The 16,424-nt window shown below is 64.1% G+C and carries 21 protein-coding genes and 1 riboswitch; of the genes, 9 read left to right on the top strand and 12 right to left on the bottom strand.

Features of this window, described 5'->3' with window-relative positions; genetic code table 11:
• Positions 1–144: 144 nt before the first annotated feature.
• Both FHR21_RS01660 and FHR21_RS01665 read left to right on the top strand, forming a co-directional pair.
• Positions 145–480: an Mpo1-like protein gene (locus FHR21_RS01660; protein WP_184094650.1), complete on the top strand. Its 336-nt coding sequence runs from the start codon at positions 145–147 to the stop codon at positions 478–480.
• Between the two features lie 28 nt (positions 481–508).
• Positions 509–937, top strand: a complete 429-nt coding sequence (locus FHR21_RS01665; protein WP_184094652.1) for an OsmC family protein — start codon at positions 509–511, stop codon at positions 935–937.
• Positions 938–948: 11 nt separating this feature from the next.
• Here the strand turns inward: FHR21_RS01665 and FHR21_RS01670 are convergent, their stop codons facing one another.
• The 4 genes from FHR21_RS01670 to FHR21_RS01685 all read right to left on the bottom strand — a co-directional run bounded on the left by FHR21_RS01670 (position 949) and on the right by FHR21_RS01685 (position 2,994).
• Positions 949–1,518 carry a hypothetical protein gene (locus FHR21_RS01670; RefSeq protein WP_184094654.1) on the bottom strand — a complete coding sequence of 190 codons (570 nt, stop codon included), beginning with the start codon at positions 1,516–1,518 and terminating at the stop codon, positions 949–951.
• A 191-nt stretch (positions 1,519–1,709) separates the two neighbouring features.
• Positions 1,710–2,045 (bottom strand): antibiotic biosynthesis monooxygenase family protein, encoded by a 336-nt coding sequence (locus FHR21_RS01675; RefSeq protein ID WP_184094656.1) that lies wholly within the window; start codon positions 2,043–2,045, stop codon positions 1,710–1,712.
• Positions 2,035–2,550: a hypothetical protein gene (locus FHR21_RS01680; RefSeq protein WP_184094658.1), complete on the bottom strand. Its 516-nt coding sequence runs from the start codon at positions 2,548–2,550 to the stop codon at positions 2,035–2,037. The genes FHR21_RS01675 and FHR21_RS01680 overlap by 11 nt, the downstream gene beginning before the upstream one ends.
• 57 nt (positions 2,551–2,607) lie before the next feature.
• Positions 2,608–2,994: a glycine zipper 2TM domain-containing protein gene (locus FHR21_RS01685; protein WP_184094660.1), complete on the bottom strand. Its 387-nt coding sequence runs from the start codon at positions 2,992–2,994 to the stop codon at positions 2,608–2,610.
• 259 nt (positions 2,995–3,253) lie between these two features.
• On the opposite strand from FHR21_RS01685, the gene FHR21_RS01690 reads away from it, so the two are divergent.
• The gene (locus tag FHR21_RS01690) at positions 3,254–4,123 is read left to right on the top strand and encodes an arylamine N-acetyltransferase family protein (RefSeq protein ID WP_184094662.1); all 870 of its coding nucleotides are present in this window, start codon (positions 3,254–3,256) and stop codon (positions 4,121–4,123) included.
• A gap of 144 nt (positions 4,124–4,267) precedes the next feature.
• Positions 4,268–5,236 carry an SMODS-associated NUDIX domain-containing protein gene (locus FHR21_RS01695; RefSeq protein WP_184094664.1) on the top strand — a complete coding sequence of 323 codons (969 nt, stop codon included), beginning with the start codon at positions 4,268–4,270 and terminating at the stop codon, positions 5,234–5,236.
• 120 nt (positions 5,237–5,356) lie between these two features.
• Here FHR21_RS01695 and FHR21_RS21270 read toward each other — a convergent pair whose 3' ends face one another.
• From FHR21_RS21270 to FHR21_RS01710, 3 genes are all read right to left on the bottom strand, one after another.
• Positions 5,357–5,536: an NAD(+)--rifampin ADP-ribosyltransferase gene (locus FHR21_RS21270; protein WP_420825267.1), complete on the bottom strand. Its 180-nt coding sequence runs from the start codon at positions 5,534–5,536 to the stop codon at positions 5,357–5,359.
• A gap of 15 nt (positions 5,537–5,551) precedes the next feature.
• Positions 5,552–5,860 carry a zinc finger-like domain-containing protein gene (locus FHR21_RS01705; RefSeq protein ID WP_184094666.1) on the bottom strand — a complete coding sequence of 103 codons (309 nt, stop codon included), beginning with the start codon at positions 5,858–5,860 and terminating at the stop codon, positions 5,552–5,554.
• A 231-nt stretch (positions 5,861–6,091) separates the two neighbouring features.
• Positions 6,092–6,604 (bottom strand): 2'-5' RNA ligase family protein, encoded by a 513-nt coding sequence (locus FHR21_RS01710; RefSeq protein WP_184094668.1) that lies wholly within the window; start codon positions 6,602–6,604, stop codon positions 6,092–6,094.
• 241 nt (positions 6,605–6,845) lie between these two features.
• On the opposite strand from FHR21_RS01710, the gene FHR21_RS01715 reads away from it, so the two are divergent.
• Together FHR21_RS01715 and FHR21_RS01720 are read left to right on the top strand one after the other, a co-directional pair.
• On the top strand, positions 6,846–7,772 hold the full coding sequence (locus FHR21_RS01715; RefSeq protein WP_184094670.1) for a retron St85 family effector protein: 927 nt from the start codon (positions 6,846–6,848) through the stop codon (positions 7,770–7,772).
• Positions 7,769–8,725: a retron St85 family RNA-directed DNA polymerase gene (locus FHR21_RS01720; RefSeq protein ID WP_184094672.1), complete on the top strand. Its 957-nt coding sequence runs from the start codon at positions 7,769–7,771 to the stop codon at positions 8,723–8,725. The genes FHR21_RS01715 and FHR21_RS01720 overlap by 4 nt, the downstream gene beginning before the upstream one ends.
• A gap of 38 nt (positions 8,726–8,763) precedes the next feature.
• Here the strand turns inward: FHR21_RS01720 and thiC are convergent, their stop codons facing one another.
• The 4 genes from thiC to FHR21_RS01740 form a co-directional block, all read right to left on the bottom strand.
• Positions 8,764–10,662 (bottom strand): phosphomethylpyrimidine synthase ThiC, encoded by a 1,899-nt coding sequence (thiC, locus tag FHR21_RS01725; RefSeq protein WP_184094674.1) that lies wholly within the window; start codon positions 10,660–10,662, stop codon positions 8,764–8,766.
• A 42-nt stretch (positions 10,663–10,704) separates the two neighbouring features.
• A riboswitch (TPP riboswitch) is annotated at positions 10,705–10,815 on the bottom strand.
• Positions 10,816–10,852: 37 nt separating this feature from the next.
• Positions 10,853–11,308, bottom strand: a complete 456-nt coding sequence (locus tag FHR21_RS01730) for a DMT family transporter (RefSeq protein ID WP_184094676.1) — start codon at positions 11,306–11,308, stop codon at positions 10,853–10,855.
• Positions 11,305–11,526: a 2-hydroxymuconate tautomerase family protein gene (locus FHR21_RS01735; protein WP_184094678.1), complete on the bottom strand. Its 222-nt coding sequence runs from the start codon at positions 11,524–11,526 to the stop codon at positions 11,305–11,307. Before FHR21_RS01735 ends, FHR21_RS01730 begins: the two co-directional genes overlap by 4 nt.
• Before the next feature lie 98 nt (positions 11,527–11,624).
• Positions 11,625–12,650: a MipA/OmpV family protein gene (locus FHR21_RS01740; RefSeq protein WP_184094680.1), complete on the bottom strand. Its 1,026-nt coding sequence runs from the start codon at positions 12,648–12,650 to the stop codon at positions 11,625–11,627.
• Between the two features lie 148 nt (positions 12,651–12,798).
• Here FHR21_RS01740 and FHR21_RS01745 point away from each other — a divergent pair, with 148 nt between their 5' ends.
• From FHR21_RS01745 to FHR21_RS01755, 3 genes are all read left to right on the top strand, one after another.
• On the top strand, positions 12,799–13,044 hold the full coding sequence (locus tag FHR21_RS01745) for a hypothetical protein (protein ID WP_184094682.1): 246 nt from the start codon (positions 12,799–12,801) through the stop codon (positions 13,042–13,044).
• 381 nt (positions 13,045–13,425) lie between these two features.
• The gene (dxs, locus tag FHR21_RS01750; RefSeq protein ID WP_184094684.1) at positions 13,426–15,354 is read left to right on the top strand and encodes a 1-deoxy-D-xylulose-5-phosphate synthase; all 1,929 of its coding nucleotides are present in this window, start codon (positions 13,426–13,428) and stop codon (positions 15,352–15,354) included.
• Positions 15,351–16,217 (top strand): restriction endonuclease, encoded by an 867-nt coding sequence (locus FHR21_RS01755; protein WP_184094686.1) that lies wholly within the window; start codon positions 15,351–15,353, stop codon positions 16,215–16,217. The genes dxs and FHR21_RS01755 overlap by 4 nt, the downstream gene beginning before the upstream one ends.
• Here the strand turns inward: FHR21_RS01755 and FHR21_RS01760 are convergent, their stop codons facing one another.
• Positions 16,218–16,421 (bottom strand): type II toxin-antitoxin system RelE family toxin, encoded by a 204-nt coding sequence (locus tag FHR21_RS01760; RefSeq protein ID WP_338113051.1) that lies wholly within the window; start codon positions 16,419–16,421, stop codon positions 16,218–16,220.
• Positions 16,422–16,424 lie beyond the last annotated feature (3 nt).

Consider the following 16,424-nt stretch of genomic DNA (forward strand, 5'->3'; position numbering starts at 1 on the left):
GGTGACCAGGCACGCTGCCAAGCCTCGCTGCCCCTCTCGCAGGTGGGAGGGGATCGCAGCCCGGTCCTTGAACGTCCGCCTCGTTCCATAGGCCCGGTCGCCAACACCCTTGACCCGCCCCCTCCGTCGCCGCATCCTGCCGCCATGGCGCGAACCTATACGAGCTTCGCCGATTTCTGGCCCTTTTACCTGCGCGAGCACAGCAAGCCCTCGACGCGGGCGCTGCACTATGTCGGGACGAGCCTGGTCGTGCTGATCGCGCTCGCCGCGTCGGCGACCGGGCGCTGGGGATGGCTCGCGGCGCTGCCCGTCGCGGGCTATGCCTTCGCGTGGGTCGCGCATTTCGGGGTCGAGAAGAACCGGCCCGCGACCTTCACCTATCCGCTGTGGAGCCTCGCCGCCGATTTCCGCATGTGGGGCCTGTGGCTGACCGGGCGGCTGGGCCCGGAACTCGATCGGGCCGGGGTGGCGCGGCGTTGATCATACCCTGTCGACAAGGAGAAAGACGATGACCGTGAACAGCGCAAGCGCCCGCTACGAAGGTTTGGGCAAGGACGGCAAGGGGCATATCTGGACCGCGCGCGGCGCGCTCGACGGCGAACCCTATGGCTTCGCCTCGCGCTTCGAGGACGGGCCCGGCACCAACCCCGAGGAACTGATCGCCGCGGCGCACGCCGCCTGCTTCACCATGGCTCTGTCGTTCGGACTGGCGCGCGCCGGGCACACGGACGGCCAGCTCGACACGCGCGCCGAGGTGACGCTCGACAAGGATGGCGAGGGTTTCAGGGTGACCAAATCGGCGCTGACGCTGACCGCGAAGGTGCCGGGGATCGCGGCCGACGATTTCGCCCGGCTGGCGACGGACGCCGAGGCGAACTGCCCGATCTCGAAGCTGCTCGATTGCGAGATCACGCTGGCGCACACGCTGGAGGCTTAGGGTCGGGGACCTTAGGCGGCGAGGCGCAGCGGCGGTTCGTCGAAGGCGAAGCTCGCCTGCGCCGGGCGCGCGAGCGGCAGGCGCAGGAGCACGACGTGGCGCCCTTTGCCGACATGGCTTTCGATGAGCAGCAGGTCTTCGGGGAGCCACCAGGCGGCGATGTCGAAGGACGCGAAGGCGCAGGCGTCATAGCCGAGGGTGATATGCGGGCGCAGTCCCGCCTTGCGGTGGAGCGGCGCGATGCCCGCCGCCCGCAGCCGCGCCGCGGCCGCTTCGTAGAAGCCGCATATCTCGCGCCGCTGTCCGCGCGTGACGATTTCGGCGCCGCGGGCACGGGCATGGACGCGCCCGAGGCGGATCGGCGGCGCTTCGGGTAACCGGTCCGCAAGCGCCGCCGCAACGCGGGCGACGAGCGATGCGTCGGTCGCGCGCCGCTCGGCAACCGTGCAGAGGGTAAGATGGAGCCGCGCCGCCTCGACCCGGCGTTTGTGCTGACCGGCGCGCGCCTGCTGCGCGGCGAGGAGCGCGCGTAGCGCGAGGGCGGGGCGGAAGCCGAGGAAATAGCGATATTCCGGGTCCATCGTTCGTCTCCGACTCGGATAGATGTTCCCATTATGTTCCTTATCCCGGAGGGAGTCGAATCCTACCTTGTCTCGGTGATGAGGTCGTCCGGCACTGGAAGGTTGGATTCCCTTGATCGTCACCCCGGATCAAGTCCGGGGTGACGAAATCGAGTAAAACCCCGCTTCGCCCCTCAAACGACGTTGCCACCTCAGTCCGTCAGGTCGTCGGTGACCTCGAGCAGCAGCAGCGGTTCGTCGCCCGCGTCGGCGATGGCATCGACGAAGGCGGCGCGGGTCGCCGGTTCGTCATAGACCATCTTGGCGTCGAACGCCGCCTGCCACGTCGCGCGGTCGGGCCATTCGGCGATGCCGACGAAGCGCGTCGTTCCGTCGGGCCGCGCCTCGCGGTGGAGGCGCGAGCCGAGCGAGCCGTATTTTTCGCGGATCAACTCGGTGCCGCGGCGCCAGGCGGCGCGGAACTGATCCTCCTTGCCCGGATGCACGCGCCACCAATAGGCGGCGACGAATCTCGGCTCAGCCTTCATCCTGCCCGAGCTGGCAATTGCCGTCGCGCCATTCCTCGGTGCCGCCGGCGAGGAACCAGTGCGAGCGGCCGGCGTCGACATCCTCGTCATGATAGCAGGCGTCGGTCGCGCCGCTCGCCGGGTCGATCAGCACCGCCCACTGATGCGGCCCGCAATTATGCGCCTCGCACGCCCAGGACATCACCTTGCCCTGATATAGCTCGATCGGCGCCGCGGTGGCGCCGGCGGCCGCGATGGTCTGGCGGATCTTCGCGTCGGTCACGGTCGCGGCGAGGCCCGCCTTGACCGCGGGATGATCGGTCCAGGCGACGCCGTCCACCTTGTCGAACGGATATTTGCCGACATAGGCGGCGAGGCCGGTGTCGGCGGCGGGCGCGCTCGCCGGGGCGGCCTGGTCGGCGGGCGCGGGCCGGTCGGTGGCTGCGGTCCGGTCGGCGGATGGACCGCAGGCGGCCAGCAACAGGGTGGCGCCGAGCAGGGCGCAGGTGGAGCGACGGTCGGTCATGGCAGTCTCCCTTCGTCGGCGATCATGCCACGACCGTCCCGATTCGCCCAAGCGGACTCAGCGGCAACGGACGTCGTCGTCGCCGCCCTTGTCGATCGCGCGGCCGGCGACCGCGCCGCCGATGGCGCCGAGGATGGTGCCGAGCGTCTTCGAATCGCCCGGCGCGATGACGTTGCCGAGCGCGCCGCCGGCGATGCCGCCGACGATGAGGCCGGTCGTACCGTCCGAGCGCTTGCAATAATAGCGCCCGTCGCGACCGCGATAGACGCGGTCGTTCCTGCCGAGGCGGCGCTCGCGATAATCGCCGTCGCGATAATGGTCGTCGGCGTACCAGCCGCCGCCACCTCCGCCGCGATAGCCGTCGTCATAGCCATAGCCGGTCGAGGCGCAGCCGCCGGCAAGGGCGGTCGCGGCGACGAGCGGGGCGAGCAGGAATTTGTTCATCGGATATCTCCTTGCGGGGCTTCGGATAAGAGACCCGCGAGCGGCGATGGGGTTCCCGGAGGGAGGGGTGACGCGGTTTGGAAGCGGGAGCGAGGTTTTGCTTTCTTCGTCACCCCGGGCTTGATCCGGGGTGACGAGACAGGGAATGGCCCCTTCCAAATCCCGACTGCGTCGCCACCCGGATGAACCGCCGCTTGACCTCAACTGCGGTTGAGCTTGCATTACGGCGGCATTGATTCGCGAAACCGGAGATTCGCCCATGCTCTATCGCCCCGATCCCGATGAGTCCGCTGCCGTGCCGCCGCCGCCCGACGAGGCGCTGCTGGCGCGCTATTTCGCGCGCATCGGCTATTCCGGGCCGGCGCGGCCGACGCTGGCGGTGCTCGAGGCGCTGCAGGCGGCGCATATCGCGGCGATCCCCTTCGAATCGATCGACGCGCTGGTCGAGGGGCATATCGACATCGGCGCCGAGGCGGTGGCGGCGAAGCTGATCGACGCGCGGCGCGGCGGCTATTGCTTCGAGCAGAACGGTCTGTTCCTGCGCGTGCTGCGCGCGATCGGCTTCGAGGCCGAGGGGTTGCTCGGCCGGGTGCGCTGGATGCGGCCGCCGGATGCGCCGCCGGCGCCGCGCAGCCACATGGTGCTGCGCGTGCGCATCGATGGGCGTCCGTGGCTGTCCGACGTCGGTTTCGGGTCGGCGGTGCCGCCGCGCCCGCTGGCGATGGACAGCGAGGCGGCGCAGGCCACCGCGCACGAGCGCTATCGGATCGTGCGGCGCGGCAGCCGCTGGTCGGTGCGCATCGCGATCGAAGACGAATGGGCGCCGCTCTATGCGATCGACGACGAGCCGCCGGCGCCGATCGATTATGAGGTCGCCAACTGGTATACCGCGACCCACCCCGATTCGCATTTCCGCCACGAGCTGATCGCGGCGCGAACGACCGCCGCTGCGCGCCTTGCGCTGCGCGACAACCGGCTGACCATCCGCCGCGCCGACGGGACGAGCGAGCGGCGCTATCTGACCGCCGAGGGGATTGCCGAGACACTGACCGAGCTGTTCGGCCTGCCGGTGCGCCCGAGCTGGCAGGCGGCGATCGAGCGCGCCGCGACCGCGGAGATCGAGGGGTAGCGGGCGAAGGAAAAGCGGCGCTGAACTTGACTCGGCGCCGGCGGGCCTTCGCGCGATTGCAGGTCGTGCCGCTCGCTGACCGCGGTCCACGACATCGCCCGCGTCTTCGCCAGGCGGCTCGGCGCGGTACGCCGCATGGCGCGGGTGACGATCGCGGGCGACCGGCCCTTCTATTGGGACGAGCGCCGAGGGACTGCATCGGCGCTTTTCAGGAATCGCGATGGTTTTGCGATCCGCCGCCGCCGCGCCATTGCAATTTGCGCGACTCTGCATTCTAATGTCCCGGGTTTTCGACATTGGGGGGCAATGCCGGTGATCGAGCAGGTAGTGGGATCGCTGGTCGTTGACGCCGCGACAGGTGTAGCGAAACAGGGCGTCGCGAGCGCCTTTGCAAAATTGCAGAAGGAACGGCGCCTGATCGGCATGTCGGTCTGGCGGCCGGGTGGAAAGGCGCGCATTTCGGTATCGGCGCTGCTGCGCATCCAGCGGGACGACGGATGCTTCGCCGTCATAAAGAACCTGCATCGGCCGGAGGATTATTCCGCGATTGGCGGTGTCTATAAATGTCATCCGAAATCGGGTCCGCTGGAACTCGACGCATTCGGGTTCATCCCGGAAAATCGCATGCAAGGCGAGGACGTCACCAACGACGTGCGCGGCTATACGCGGCGAAAATTCATCGGGAAGATATTGAAATGGTCGGCGGAGGAGCAGAGCGCGATCGAGCGCGGCGAGGAATGTCTTCGCCGGGAAATTCGCGAAGAACTGGCAGAGGAAACGACAATCCTGCCGAAGGATTTCCCCTTCGATCTGCTGCGTTTCAAATATTCGCATCAATATCTCAAGCTGTCGAGCTGGGAACAGGATCTGGCGCCCCTGACCCAGGCGCAGCTTTTTCGTGTTTACGACCTGCACGGCACCCGTGAAGCCTTTGCCTTGTTCGAACAGATATCGTCGATTCCGGGCGATGAAATCCTTTGGGTGAGCCGCAACGACATTCTCGATGGCCGGTGCAGCGTCCACAACAAGCCAATCGGGGCCCCTTGCGAATTGTTCATTCGCAATTCGATTCGGCGCATGACCGCCGCGCCCCCGAATATGCGGCCGCGATGATCGACGGGCGTGGCCCCTGTGTCGCCACGCCGCTCAATCGACGATAGGCGTCCTGCCTTCGTCCTTCAGCTTTGCGAGATGCTCCTTCATTTGCCGCAGTGCCGCGGGTGGGTGGGGCTGTCAGCATTCGACCTCGCAGCCCCGGATCGCGGCGTCGAGCGTCGCGGAGACATGGATCCACGCCATCGGCTTTCGCGCCCCATAATGGCTCGCCCGGCCGGCGGTGAGCAGGTCGCCGGGGCGCAGGCCGGCGCGGGCGCCGTGATAGAAGGGCGCGCCGCGATCCGGACTCGCGGCGATCTGTCCGCCGAGGGGTCATTCGACGTCGTCGGATGGATCGAGCCGCACCACCCATTGTGGCCGGCCCTCGGGGGACAGCGCGATGTCGGGCGAGGGCACCGGGTCGGCTCCGGTCTCGATCCAGCCGCGTCCGTCGCATTTGGGGCAGGGCACGCGGATCGAACGCTGGCTGACGAGGTCGATCTGGCTGTTCCACTGGCCATGGCCGGCGCAGACCGGGCAGATGGCATCGAGGTCGCCGGCGCGCGGGCGAACCGAAATGCCGTCGAGCGCGTGCGGATCGTGCGGGCCGGAACAATGGACGATGTTCGAGGCGTGCGACATGCGGCGGAGGATATGCCGGGGGGTGGGGGGTTGGCAATGCGGGGGCAAAGACCCGTCGCGCTCCTGAGTCTTTTCTGTCCTTTCTCGTCACCCCGGACCCTTCGACAAGCTCGGGACAGGCTTGATCCGGGGGCCAGCTTATCACCGTGGCTGAGCGGGACACCGGATCAAGTCCGGGGTGACGATGATAAGGACCGCCCTCTGCACGCCCGATCCGTCGGCAACCGCCCCTCAGGCGACTCCGGCGCGGAGCGGCCAGCGGCCGTGCTCGACATGGGTGGTCTTGCCGACGATGCTTTCGGTCAGGATGATCTCGTCGACCGTCCAGCCGATGGGCGGCATTTTCTGGGCGTTCAGGCGGTCGCCGCGATAGTTGATCGTGATATGCGGTTCGGGGGTGGTGCCGTCCATGATCGGCGCCTTCGCCGCGAGCAGATGATGGACCAGCGCCTTCTGGAACGTCCGCGCCTCGGCCAGCGGCTCGCGCGTGCGCAGCGTCACCGCCTTGCGGTTCTCGATCCGGTCGAAGCGGAGCGGAAAGGGCGCCGCGGCGAAGCTGTCCAGCGCGGCGATGGTCGCGGGCAGCCACTCGGGCGGCGCATGGTGCAGGTCGTAGAGCGAGATGAGCGTGACATGGAGGAGGTCGGGGCCGCGTCCGGGATCGTTGCGCGGCAGCGCGGCGATCGCCGCCTGCACCCCCGGCGGCGGCTTGGCCATGACGTAGAGGGGGTTCCGGGCGCGCATGGTGGGCGTGTAGCATGATGTGGGGGTGATACATGACCATCTTGACTAAAAATATTCCGGGTAAGATAGTACTGGAGCTTACGCGATTAAGTGCCGGAGACGGTACTTTGTCTGGCGCTTCGCCAGATATCACGTAATTGGTCAATTCTATGGGCCCCGAACGGACGAAGGATTCGTCCGCCAAAGGCCGCTCCGCTCGTACGAATCCTTCGTCCGTTCGGGGCTTAGGTAAGCAACCGGGATGCTGTCGGCTTTCATTGAAAACTTGAATGCTGACAGCACCCGCGTTTACTCCCCAAAACCATATTTTTTGCTCTGTGGAGGACCAGTATCTTCCATAGCTGATCCACACCCAATTTCTCTGCGAGATGCGTTTCTGCGCGCTGAGGCGGGTGTAGCTATTAAGAACGCTGAAATAGTTCAGATAGAAGAGATACAAGAGTATTTTGAGAAAGACTGTCCTTATAAGGATTTAGTGGAATTTGAGCGCGATATCGCTCAGATAAGCGATATGGTGCTCTTGTTTTCCGAAAGCCCAGGAAGTTTTACGGAGCTTGGATCATTCTCCTCATATAGAGAGATACATGAGAAACTTCTCGTAGTAGTCCAATCAAAATATTTGACAAAATCAAGTTTTATTTTGAAAGGCCCTGTAACTTTCTTGCGAAGAAAATATAAAAATTCTGTGTTTTCTATAACTAACGGTCAGGTTGGTATAAAAGGTCCAAGTTTTTCGTCCGTGAAGCCGGAGGTGCTTCTGTCAGTTTTGAAATCTCCGATAAATGAGAGGCTTCTGGAGTCGAAGGGCCGGACAACTTTTCAAAAAAATAGATTTAGCCACAGGTGTAAGCTGTATATAGCTTTTCTAAAGGAATTTTCGGTTCTTAAGGACGATGAATTGAAGGTTCTTTTTGATGCGTTTGGCGTTAAACTTAGTGATGCCCTTTTAGATAGAATAGCATTTTGCTGTAAGTGCGTTCGCTGGTCTGGAGCCTCGCAAGCCGGGTTTGATCGCGTTCATTTTGCATTAAATGGAAACGAGGCGGCGAAATTTGAGTTGAACGGGGAGTATGCTGATAAGCTACGACGCAGAGTAGAGATTAGGCAGCATTGGATTCAGACCGATCCGGCGAGGATCGACGCCCACGCTGAGGCGGTCGGGCTATGACAAGCAAACTCATCGAGTTCCTCGTCTCTGAAGTGGGCCTTAGCGCTCGTAACATAGAGCGTTTAATCCAAACTGCGCCGGAGCGGTATAAAGTCTATCACATCCGGAAGCGCAGCGGTGGGTGGAGAGAGATTGCCCAGCCGGCGACTGAGCTTAAGATTGTGCAGCGAGCTATAGTCGAAAAATATCTTAAGCACCTTCCCATTCATCCGGCCGCAACGGCTTATGTGCCGGGATCGTCGATCAGGCGGAATGCCGCGATACACTCTGTCAACGGTCCGATACTGAAATATGACTTCAAGGAGTTTTTCCCCTCAATCACCGAGCGGGCTTGGCTAAGGTATTGTGAAATTCATGGTATTTTTGATAGAGTAGAGGCCATACAGTTTGGGCGTCTGCTATTTCGAAGGCCGCATGGAGGCACAATTCTTCGTCTTTCTATAGGGGCTCCCTCCTCGCCCATTCTAAGCAACGTTTTGATGTATGAATTTGATAAAATGTTGCATGAGCGAGTCGCTCAGCACTCAGTCACATATACCCGATATGCTGATGATCTTACGTTCTCCGCTCGGAGGACGGGGTATCTTAATTCTGTAAATAGAATACTCCGCTCAACAATCTCTCAAGTTCAGTTGCCTAAGATTAAGATAAATGAGGAGAAAACTGTGGTTGCGACGGAAAAATACCGTCGCCAAGTTACGGGGCTGATTTTGACGAACGATAAGAGAGTTTCTCTAGGCCGAGAAAGAAAGCGGAATCTTCGCGCAGCGCTTCATCATTTCCGAGAAGGCAAACTAGATATCGATCAAAGCGTAAAGCTTGCAGGCCTTATGGCGTTCGCTCGTGATGTGGAGCCCGAATTCTATACCAGAATGGAGCTAACATACGGAAAAGATTTGCTATCGCAGCTCAAGTATTTGGTTAAGGGGTATCGGCGTCCTGAATATCGCTAATACCCCCACCATAACGTGCGTGCGCGCAAGCGGTTGGGTCAATCATGCTCCCGGCCACCCGCGCCCATATACAGTTCGCGCCCGGTGTCCTCATAGACCTGGCTCATTTCCGCCATGCCCTTCTCGGCCTCTTCCGCCGCGATGAAGCCCGCGCTGTCCTGATTTTGCAGCTTCGCGAACTCGCGGACTTCCTGGCTGATCTTCATCGAGCAAAACTTAGGACCGCACATGCTGCAGAAATGGGCGGTCTTGGCGCCTTCCGCCGGGAGGGTTTGGTCGTGATATTGCTCGGCCGTGTCGGGGTCGAGGCTGAGGTTGAACTGGTCGCGCCAGCGGAATTCGAAGCGGGCTTTCGACAGCGCGTCGTCGCGGGCCTTGGCGGCGGGGTGGCCCTTGGCGAGGTCGGCGGCGTGCGCGGCGAGCTTGTAGGTGACGACGCCGACCTTCACATCGTCGCGGTCGGGGAGGCCGAGATGCTCCTTGGGGGTGACGTAGCAGAGCATCGCGGTGCCGTACCAGCCGATCATCGCGGCGCCGATGCCGCTGGTGATATGATCATAGCCCGGCGCGATGTCGGTGGTGAGCGGCCCGAGCGTATAGAAGGGCGCCTCGCCGCACGCCGCGAGCTGCTTGTCCATATTCTCCTTGATCTTGTGCATCGGGACGTGGCCCGGGCCCTCGATCATCACCTGCACATCCTGCTCCCACGCGCGCCTGGTGAGCTCGCCGAGCGTGTAGAGCTCGGCGAACTGCGCTTCGTCGTTCGCGTCGGCGATGCTGCCGGGGCGGAGGCCGTCGCCGAGGCTGTAGGCGATGTCATAGGCCTTCATGATCTCGGTGATCTCGTCGAAGCGTTCGTAGAGGAAGCTCTCCCTGTGATGCGCGAGGCACCATTTCGCCATGATGCTGCCGCCGCGGCTGACGATGCCGGTGACGCGCTTCGCGGCGAGGGGGACGTAGGGCAGGCGGACCCCCGCATGGATGGTGAAATAGTCGACGCCCTGCTCGGCCTGCTCGATCAGCGTGTCGCGGAAGATCTCCCACGTCAGCTCCTCGGCGATGCCGCCGACTTTCTCGAGCGCCTGATAGATGGGGACGGTGCCGATCGGCACGGGCGAATTGCGGATGATCCATTCGCGCGTGTCGTGGATGTTGCGCCCGGTGCTGAGGTCCATGACGGTGTCGGCGCCCCAGCGGATCGACCAGACCATCTTGTCGACCTCGGACGCGACGTCCGACGCGACCGCGCTGTTGCCGATATTGGCGTTGATCTTGACGAGGAAGTTGCGGCCGATCGCCATCGGCTCGCTTTCGGGGTGGTTGATGTTGCTGGGGATGATCGCGCGGCCGCGCGCGACCTCCTCGCGGACGAATTCGGGGGTGACGTAATCGGGGATGCTGGCGCCCCAGTCCTGCCCGTCGCGGACATATTCGGCGAGGCGCTCGCGGCCGAGATTCTCGCGGGTCGCGACATATTCCATCTCGGGCGTGATGATGCCGCGGCGGGCGTAGTGCATCTGGCTGACGTTCGCGCCGGGTTTGGCGCGAAGCACCGTCTTGCGGACGTTGGGGAAGGCGGGGACGCCGCCCGAACGGTCGGGGCCGAGCTGGCCGTTGTCCTCGGGGCGGACCTCGCGCTGGGTCACCTCCTCGACGTCGCCGCGGGCGCGGATCCATGCGGCGCGCAGTTCGGGGAGGCCCTGGCCGATGTCGATGCGGGCATTGGGGTCGGTGTAGGGGCCGCTGGTGTCGTAGACGCGGACGCTGGGTTCGCCCGAATGCGGGTCGAGGTCGATCTCGCGCATCGCCACAAGGATTTCTGGGCGGATGCCGCTGCCGGTCGGGCTCGCGACATGGACCTTGCGGCTGCCGCGGATCGGCCCGGTGGTGACGCCGATCCTGTCGGCAGCTTCTATGCGGGAATCGATGTCGGCCATGTCAGTCGCTCCAAGGGTTTCGGAGCGAGTTGGGGATTCCGGGCTAGGAATACCGACCCTCCCTCCGCCGGTATTACCCGGATCAGGTTCGACGGGTCGCGGGCTGTTCCGCTCTCAACCTGTTCCTTCACACAGGCTCCCCGGGGATGGCGGGGACTATAGAGGGGCTTGGGCCGAAGGGGAAGGGGGCTCAGCCGGTCCGGCGTGCGAGCCAGACGCCGGCGATCATCAGCGCGATGCCGGCGGTGCGCCGGGCATCGATGGGAAAGCGCAGCGAGCCGAAGAGGCCGAAATGGTCGATCGCGGCGGCGCTGACGAGCTGGCCGACGAGGACGAAGAAGATCGCGTTGCCGACTCCGAAGCGCGGCGCGATGAAGGTCACTGCGATCACATAGAAGGCGACGAACAGTCCGCCGAAGTAAAATTGCGGCGGCACCCCGGACGACAGCCGCACGTCGCCGAGCGATTCCGTCGCGGCGGCGCCCGCGAGCGCGATCAGCAGCGCGAGGCCGAAGAGGATCACCGAGGCCGCCATCGGGCTGCCGAGCCGCGCGCCGAGGCCGCCGTTGAGCGCGGCGAGGATCGGGATGCCGACCCCGGTCAGGAACATGATGAGGGCGAAGCTGGTCGCCTGGCCGCTGGTCATCGCGGCGCGTCCTTCGCCGCCAGCGCGGCGCGATGCTCGCGCACCGGCAGGCCGCCGATGCCCCAATTGTCCAATTCGACCTCGTCGATGGTGACGACGGTGGTGGCGGGGTTCTTGCCCAGCGTGCGCTGGAGCAATTCGGTCACGCCGGCGATCAGCGCGCGCTTCTGCTCGGCGGTCGCGTCTTCGCGGGTGATGCGGATGTTCACATAGGGCATGGGCGTTCCTTCCTGTTCGCCGGGCCCTTGTTCGCCATCGCGGCGCGACGGGGAAGATATTTCTGCTTGGTCCGCCGCGACAATCGCTTGGGCGGCGGTCAGAATTGATAGGCGACGCCGCCGCCCGCGATCCACTGATCGCGGTCGCCGGCGATGCTGACGATCGGCGAGCGGGCGAAGCGGCTGGCCATGCGGCCGTATTGGAGGCCGCCGATCAGCGCGAGGCCCTTGCGGAGGTCGCCCGACAGCGCATAGGCGCCGGCGAGGCCGATCTGATATTTGCCCACCGTCGTCTTGCGCCCGGCGGCGTCATAGACGGGAAGGCCGCTTGCGGCGCTGCCCGCGGGGTCGATGTCGTAATAATAGCGGCCGAAGCCCTTGCCGTAGATATTGACCGAGGCCGAAAGGCCGATGAAGGCGCGCTTCGAGATCGGGGTGCCATATTCGACCGTCGGCGAGACGACCCAGCTTCCGTGGCGGCCCGAGATGTCCTTGAGCGCGACGACGCGCGCGCCGATCTGATCATATTTGCTGGTCAGCACGCCGGTATAGGAGACGCCGGCGGAAAAGCCGGCCTCGACGGCGAGCTTGCGCTTGCCGAGCGCGTCGACCTGGTCGTCCTTGACCCGCCCGCTGCGGTCGCTGCGCAGGTTGACGAGCGGCCCGAATTTCCAGTCCAGCCGCCGCCCGCTCCGCTGACGGATCAGGTTGACCTGCAGATTGGTGCCGCGGGTCGAGAAGGAATAGCCGCTGACGCGGCCGCGCACATAGAAGCCGGGCAGAATCCTGTTGTCGTCGGCGCCATTGTAGCGCGGCACGCTGATCACGCCGACCGCGACGCCGAAATAGTCGCGCGACCAGGTGCGGTCGGGATCGTCGTCCTGCGGGCGGGCGGGGGGAAGCAGGATATCCTCGTTGACCTCGCTGTCCTGCAGGAAGCGGGCGGGCGCGGGCTGCGCCGGCAGCGGGACGTCGGGTGCGCCGTCGGCAGCGGCGAGCCGATCGCCGTCATCGGCGAGCGCGCGCTCGTCGGCCGCCTGCGCCGGGGCGGCCAGCACCGCGGCGAGGACAAGAAGGGCGAAAGGGGGAAGGCGGCGGGCAAGGCAGGGGAGAAACCGGTCCATAGATTGAGAGAGTCCCATGATATTGCCCCTCTGGAGCAAGCTCTATGTCATTGCCGGGGCAATGCAAAGGCCGCGTCTTGCCGGCGCGCGCTTTTCCCGCCATCGTGATCCCCATGTATCAGGACCCAGGCTTCGGAAAGATGAACGCATGAGCCGCGCGCCGCGCCTTGCCGGCTATGCGCTGATGGCCGCGGCGGCGCTGCTCGCGCTCGCGATGCGGCGCGGGGCGGTGGACGCGATCGGTCCCTTTCCGGCGGTCGCGGTGGCGCTGTTCCTCGGCATGCTGGGGATGATGCTGGTCTTCACCGACCTGATGGTGCGCGGGCTTTATGCGCAGGTCGATGCGGCGAAGCGGGAGGAGGATGCCGAGCAGGACCGGGCCCCACCTCTTTAGGGACAGGACCCCAGGCAGCGTGGACAAATTCCATGCCAGGCGAATGTCTGCCTGGAAAGAGCGGGTTGGAGGCGACGAAATGGCGGGAAGGGGGTGGGAAACTGCCTCGCGGCCTCGTCATGCTGAACTTGTTTCAGCATCCATGGCCGGACCTCTCACCCTGCGCTGCGCCGAAGGAAACGGCAGGCCATGGACCCTGAAACAAGTTCAGGGTGACGATGATGGAAACGTCGCCTTCCGGTCGAAACCGGACGGCCCGCTTTCCATCGGGTTACGGCGAATATCGGTCAATCGAATTTGTCCACGCCGCCTAGATAGAAGCGGGATCATGGCGGCGGCTTTTCGTTCGACAGGGTGGGCGGCAGCCTTTATGACGACGCCATGACCGATCGACCGCCTACGCCGCTGCTCGACACGGTGGACCTCCCCGCCGATCTTCGCAAGCTGAAGCCCGAACACCTCCGCCAGCTCGCCGACGAGCTGCGCGCCGAAACCATTTCCGCCGTCGGGACGACGGGCGGGCATCTGGGGTCGGGGCTGGGCGTCGTCGAGCTGACCGTCGCGATCCATTATGTGTTCGACACGCCGCGCGACAAGCTCGTGTGGGACGTCGGGCACCAATGCTATCCGCACAAGATATTGACCGGGCGCCGCGACCGCATCCGCACGCTGCGCCAGGGCGGCGGCCTGTCGGGCTTCACCAAGCGCAGCGAGAGCGAGTACGACCCGTTCGGGGCGGCGCATTCGTCGACCTCGATCAGCGCCGCGCTCGGCTTTGCGGTCGCGAACAGGCTGAAGGACGAACCCGGCCGCGCGATCGCGGTGATCGGCGACGGGTCGATGTCGGCGGGCATGGCCTATGAGGCGATGAACAACGCCAAGCAGGCGGGCAACCGGCTGATCGTCATTCTGAACGACAATGACATGTCGATCGCGCCGCCGGTCGGCGGGCTGTCGGCCTATCTGGCGCGGCTGGTGTCGTCGCGGCCTTTCCTGGAGCTGCGCGAGATCGCGCGGCGCTTTGCGCGCAAATTGCCGCAGCCGCTGCACAAGGCGGCGCGCAAGACCGACGAATTCGCGCGCGGCATGGCGATGGGCGGCACCCTGTTCGAGGAATTGGGATTCTATTATGTCGGGCCGATCGACGGGCATAATCTGGAGCATCTGATCCCGGTGCTGGAGAATGTCCGCGACAGCGACCATGGCCCGGTGCTGATCCATGCGGTGACGACCAAGGGCAAGGGCTATGCCCCCGCCGAGGCGGCGGCCGACAAATATCATGGCGTGCAGAAATTCGACGTCATCACCGGCGAGCAGGCGAAGGCGCCGCCGGGACCGCCGTCCTATCAGAATGTGTTCGGCGAAACGCTGGCGAAGCTGGCCGAGACCGATCCGCGCATCGTCGCGATCACCGCGGCGATGCCATCGGGCACCGGCGTCGACAGGTTCGCGAAGGCGCATCCCGACCGCAGCTTCGACGTCGGCATCGCCGAGCAGCATGGGGTGACATTCGCCGCGGGGCTGGCGGCGCAGGGGATGCGGCCGTTCGCGGCGATCTATTCGACCTTCCTCCAGCGCGCCTATGACCAGGTCGTCCACGACGTCGCGATCCAGAATCTGCCGGTGCGCTTCGCGATCGACCGCGCCGGGCTGGTCGGCGCCGACGGGTCGACGCATGCGGGCAGCTTCGACATCACCTATCTGGCGACGCTGCCCAACATGGTGGTGATGGCGGCGGCCGACGAGGCCGAACTGGTCCACATGACCTATACCGCGGCCGAACATGACGAAGGGCCGATCGCGTTTCGCTATCCGCGCGGCAACGGCACCGGCGTGCCGCTGCCCGCGGTGCCCGAGAAGCTGGAGATCGGCAAGGGACGCGTCGTGCGTAGCGGCAAGACGGTCGCGATCCTGTCGCTCGGCACCCGGCTCGCCGAGGCGCTGAAGGCCGCCGATACTTTGGAAGCGAGGGGCCTGTCGACGAGCGTGATCGACCTGCGCTTCGCCAAGCCGCTCGACGAGGCGCTGATCCGCACGACGCTGGCCAACCATGAGGTGTGCGTGACGATCGAGGAGGGCAGCATCGGCGGCCTCGGCGCGCATGTGCTGACGCTGGCGAGCGATGAAGGGCTGATCGACGCGGGGCTGAAGCTGCGTACGATGCGGCTGCCCGACGCGTTCCAGGACCAGGACGCCCCGCAGGCGCAATATGACGCCGCCGGCCTCAACGCGCCGCAGATCGTCGACACGGTGCTGAAGGCGCTGCGCCACAACAGCGCGGGCGTGGAGGAGGCGGGGGCGCGGGCATGAGGCAGAGCGAGCAGCCGTTCAAGCATCGGGTTCCGACATTCGATGAGTTGAACTGGCCGGCGTTGGTCGCTCTCCGAGAGCTGGGAGGATCGGCCTCGATATCCGAACATTTGAGCAAGCTTGTAGAACTGAAAGAGGTGCCGGATTCTATTGCCGGCATTTTACATGGTGATTCTGGACGAACAGAACTGGAGTATCGGCTCGCTTGGGCTCGCACATGGCTTCGACGCTGTGGATATATCGAGAATAGTGCGCGAGGTGTTTGGAGTGTAACCGAAGCCGGGGAAGTTGCTACACGGGAAGCGTTAGCAAAGCAAATAAGCGAATTGAGATCGCAAGATCAAAGGAAATATGCTTCCAAAAACGGGATGTCAGATTCGAGCGCAACAGGCAATGATGCAGTTGAAGATTGGCAAGATACGCTTCTTTCTGTTCTCCGCCGTATGGACCCAGCGGCCTTTGAGCGCTTGGCTCAACGTTTATTGAGAGAATCTGGTTTCGTGCAGGTGGAGGTCACGGGGCGATCCGGAGACGGAGGAATTGATGGCACGGGCATCCTGCGCCTGAGCCTCATGTCGTTCCATGTCCTCTTTCAATGCAAACGTTATCAAGGATCGGTCGGATCAGGCGCTGTTCGAGATTTCCGCGGTGCGATGATGGGTCGCACTGACAAGGGGTTGATCATCACGACCGGGACCTTTTCACCTGATGCTCGCCGGGAAGCCACGCGGGATGGCGCCCCTCCAATTGATTTGATCGACGGGGTGGCGCTTTGTGAAAAGCTTAAGGAACTGCAGTTAGGAGTATCGACCAAGATGGTCGAGGAAATCGCTATCCGCCCCGAATGGTTTGAGCAAATCTGACTAACGATAAACCTCGCGCCGGTGGCCGACCGCGATGACGACGATCACCATTCGGCCATCCTCTATCTTCGCGATCACGCGATAGTCGCCGATGCGATAGCGCCAGTGACCGGCATAGTCGCCGACGAGAGCGTGGCCGCGTTGGCGGGGATCATCCAGAGCGGCGATCTGGCGCAATGTTTTGACGATTCTTTGCTGATCCACCTT

Origin of the sequence: Sphingopyxis panaciterrulae, assembly GCF_014199295.1 — a bacterium.
Lineage (GTDB): Bacteria > Pseudomonadota > Alphaproteobacteria > Sphingomonadales > Sphingomonadaceae > Sphingopyxis > Sphingopyxis panaciterrulae.

Bases quoted from the DNA above. Each gene is read 5' to 3' on its own strand.
- FHR21_RS01660 (WP_184094650.1), top strand. From the start codon at position 145: ATGGCGCGAACCTATACGAGCTTCGCCGATTTCTGGCCCTTTTACCTG.
- FHR21_RS01665 (WP_184094652.1), top strand. From the start codon at position 509: ATGACCGTGAACAGCGCAAGCGCCCGCTACGAAGGTTTGGGCAAGGAC.
- FHR21_RS01670 (WP_184094654.1), bottom strand. From the start codon at position 1,518: ATGGACCCGGAATATCGCTATTTCCTCGGCTTCCGCCCCGCCCTCGCG.
- FHR21_RS01675 (WP_184094656.1), bottom strand. From the start codon at position 2,045: ATGAAGGCTGAGCCGAGATTCGTCGCCGCCTATTGGTGGCGCGTGCAT.
- FHR21_RS01680 (WP_184094658.1), bottom strand. From the start codon at position 2,550: ATGACCGACCGTCGCTCCACCTGCGCCCTGCTCGGCGCCACCCTGTTG.
- FHR21_RS01685 (WP_184094660.1), bottom strand. From the start codon at position 2,994: ATGAACAAATTCCTGCTCGCCCCGCTCGTCGCCGCGACCGCCCTTGCC.
- FHR21_RS01690 (WP_184094662.1), top strand. From the start codon at position 3,254: ATGCTCTATCGCCCCGATCCCGATGAGTCCGCTGCCGTGCCGCCGCCG.
- FHR21_RS01705 (WP_184094666.1), bottom strand. From the start codon at position 5,860: ATGTCGCACGCCTCGAACATCGTCCATTGTTCCGGCCCGCACGATCCG.
- FHR21_RS01710 (WP_184094668.1), bottom strand. From the start codon at position 6,604: ATGCGCGCCCGGAACCCCCTCTACGTCATGGCCAAGCCGCCGCCGGGG.
- FHR21_RS01715 (WP_184094670.1), top strand. From the start codon at position 6,846: ATGCTGTCGGCTTTCATTGAAAACTTGAATGCTGACAGCACCCGCGTT.
- FHR21_RS01720 (WP_184094672.1), top strand. From the start codon at position 7,769: ATGACAAGCAAACTCATCGAGTTCCTCGTCTCTGAAGTGGGCCTTAGC.
- thiC (WP_184094674.1), bottom strand. From the start codon at position 10,662: ATGGCCGACATCGATTCCCGCATAGAAGCTGCCGACAGGATCGGCGTC.
- FHR21_RS01730 (WP_184094676.1), bottom strand. From the start codon at position 11,308: ATGACCAGCGGCCAGGCGACCAGCTTCGCCCTCATCATGTTCCTGACC.
- FHR21_RS01735 (WP_184094678.1), bottom strand. From the start codon at position 11,526: ATGCCCTATGTGAACATCCGCATCACCCGCGAAGACGCGACCGCCGAG.
- FHR21_RS01740 (WP_184094680.1), bottom strand. From the start codon at position 12,650: ATGGACCGGTTTCTCCCCTGCCTTGCCCGCCGCCTTCCCCCTTTCGCC.
- FHR21_RS01745 (WP_184094682.1), top strand. From the start codon at position 12,799: ATGAGCCGCGCGCCGCGCCTTGCCGGCTATGCGCTGATGGCCGCGGCG.
- dxs (WP_184094684.1), top strand. From the start codon at position 13,426: ATGACCGATCGACCGCCTACGCCGCTGCTCGACACGGTGGACCTCCCC.
- FHR21_RS01755 (WP_184094686.1), top strand. From the start codon at position 15,351: ATGAGGCAGAGCGAGCAGCCGTTCAAGCATCGGGTTCCGACATTCGAT.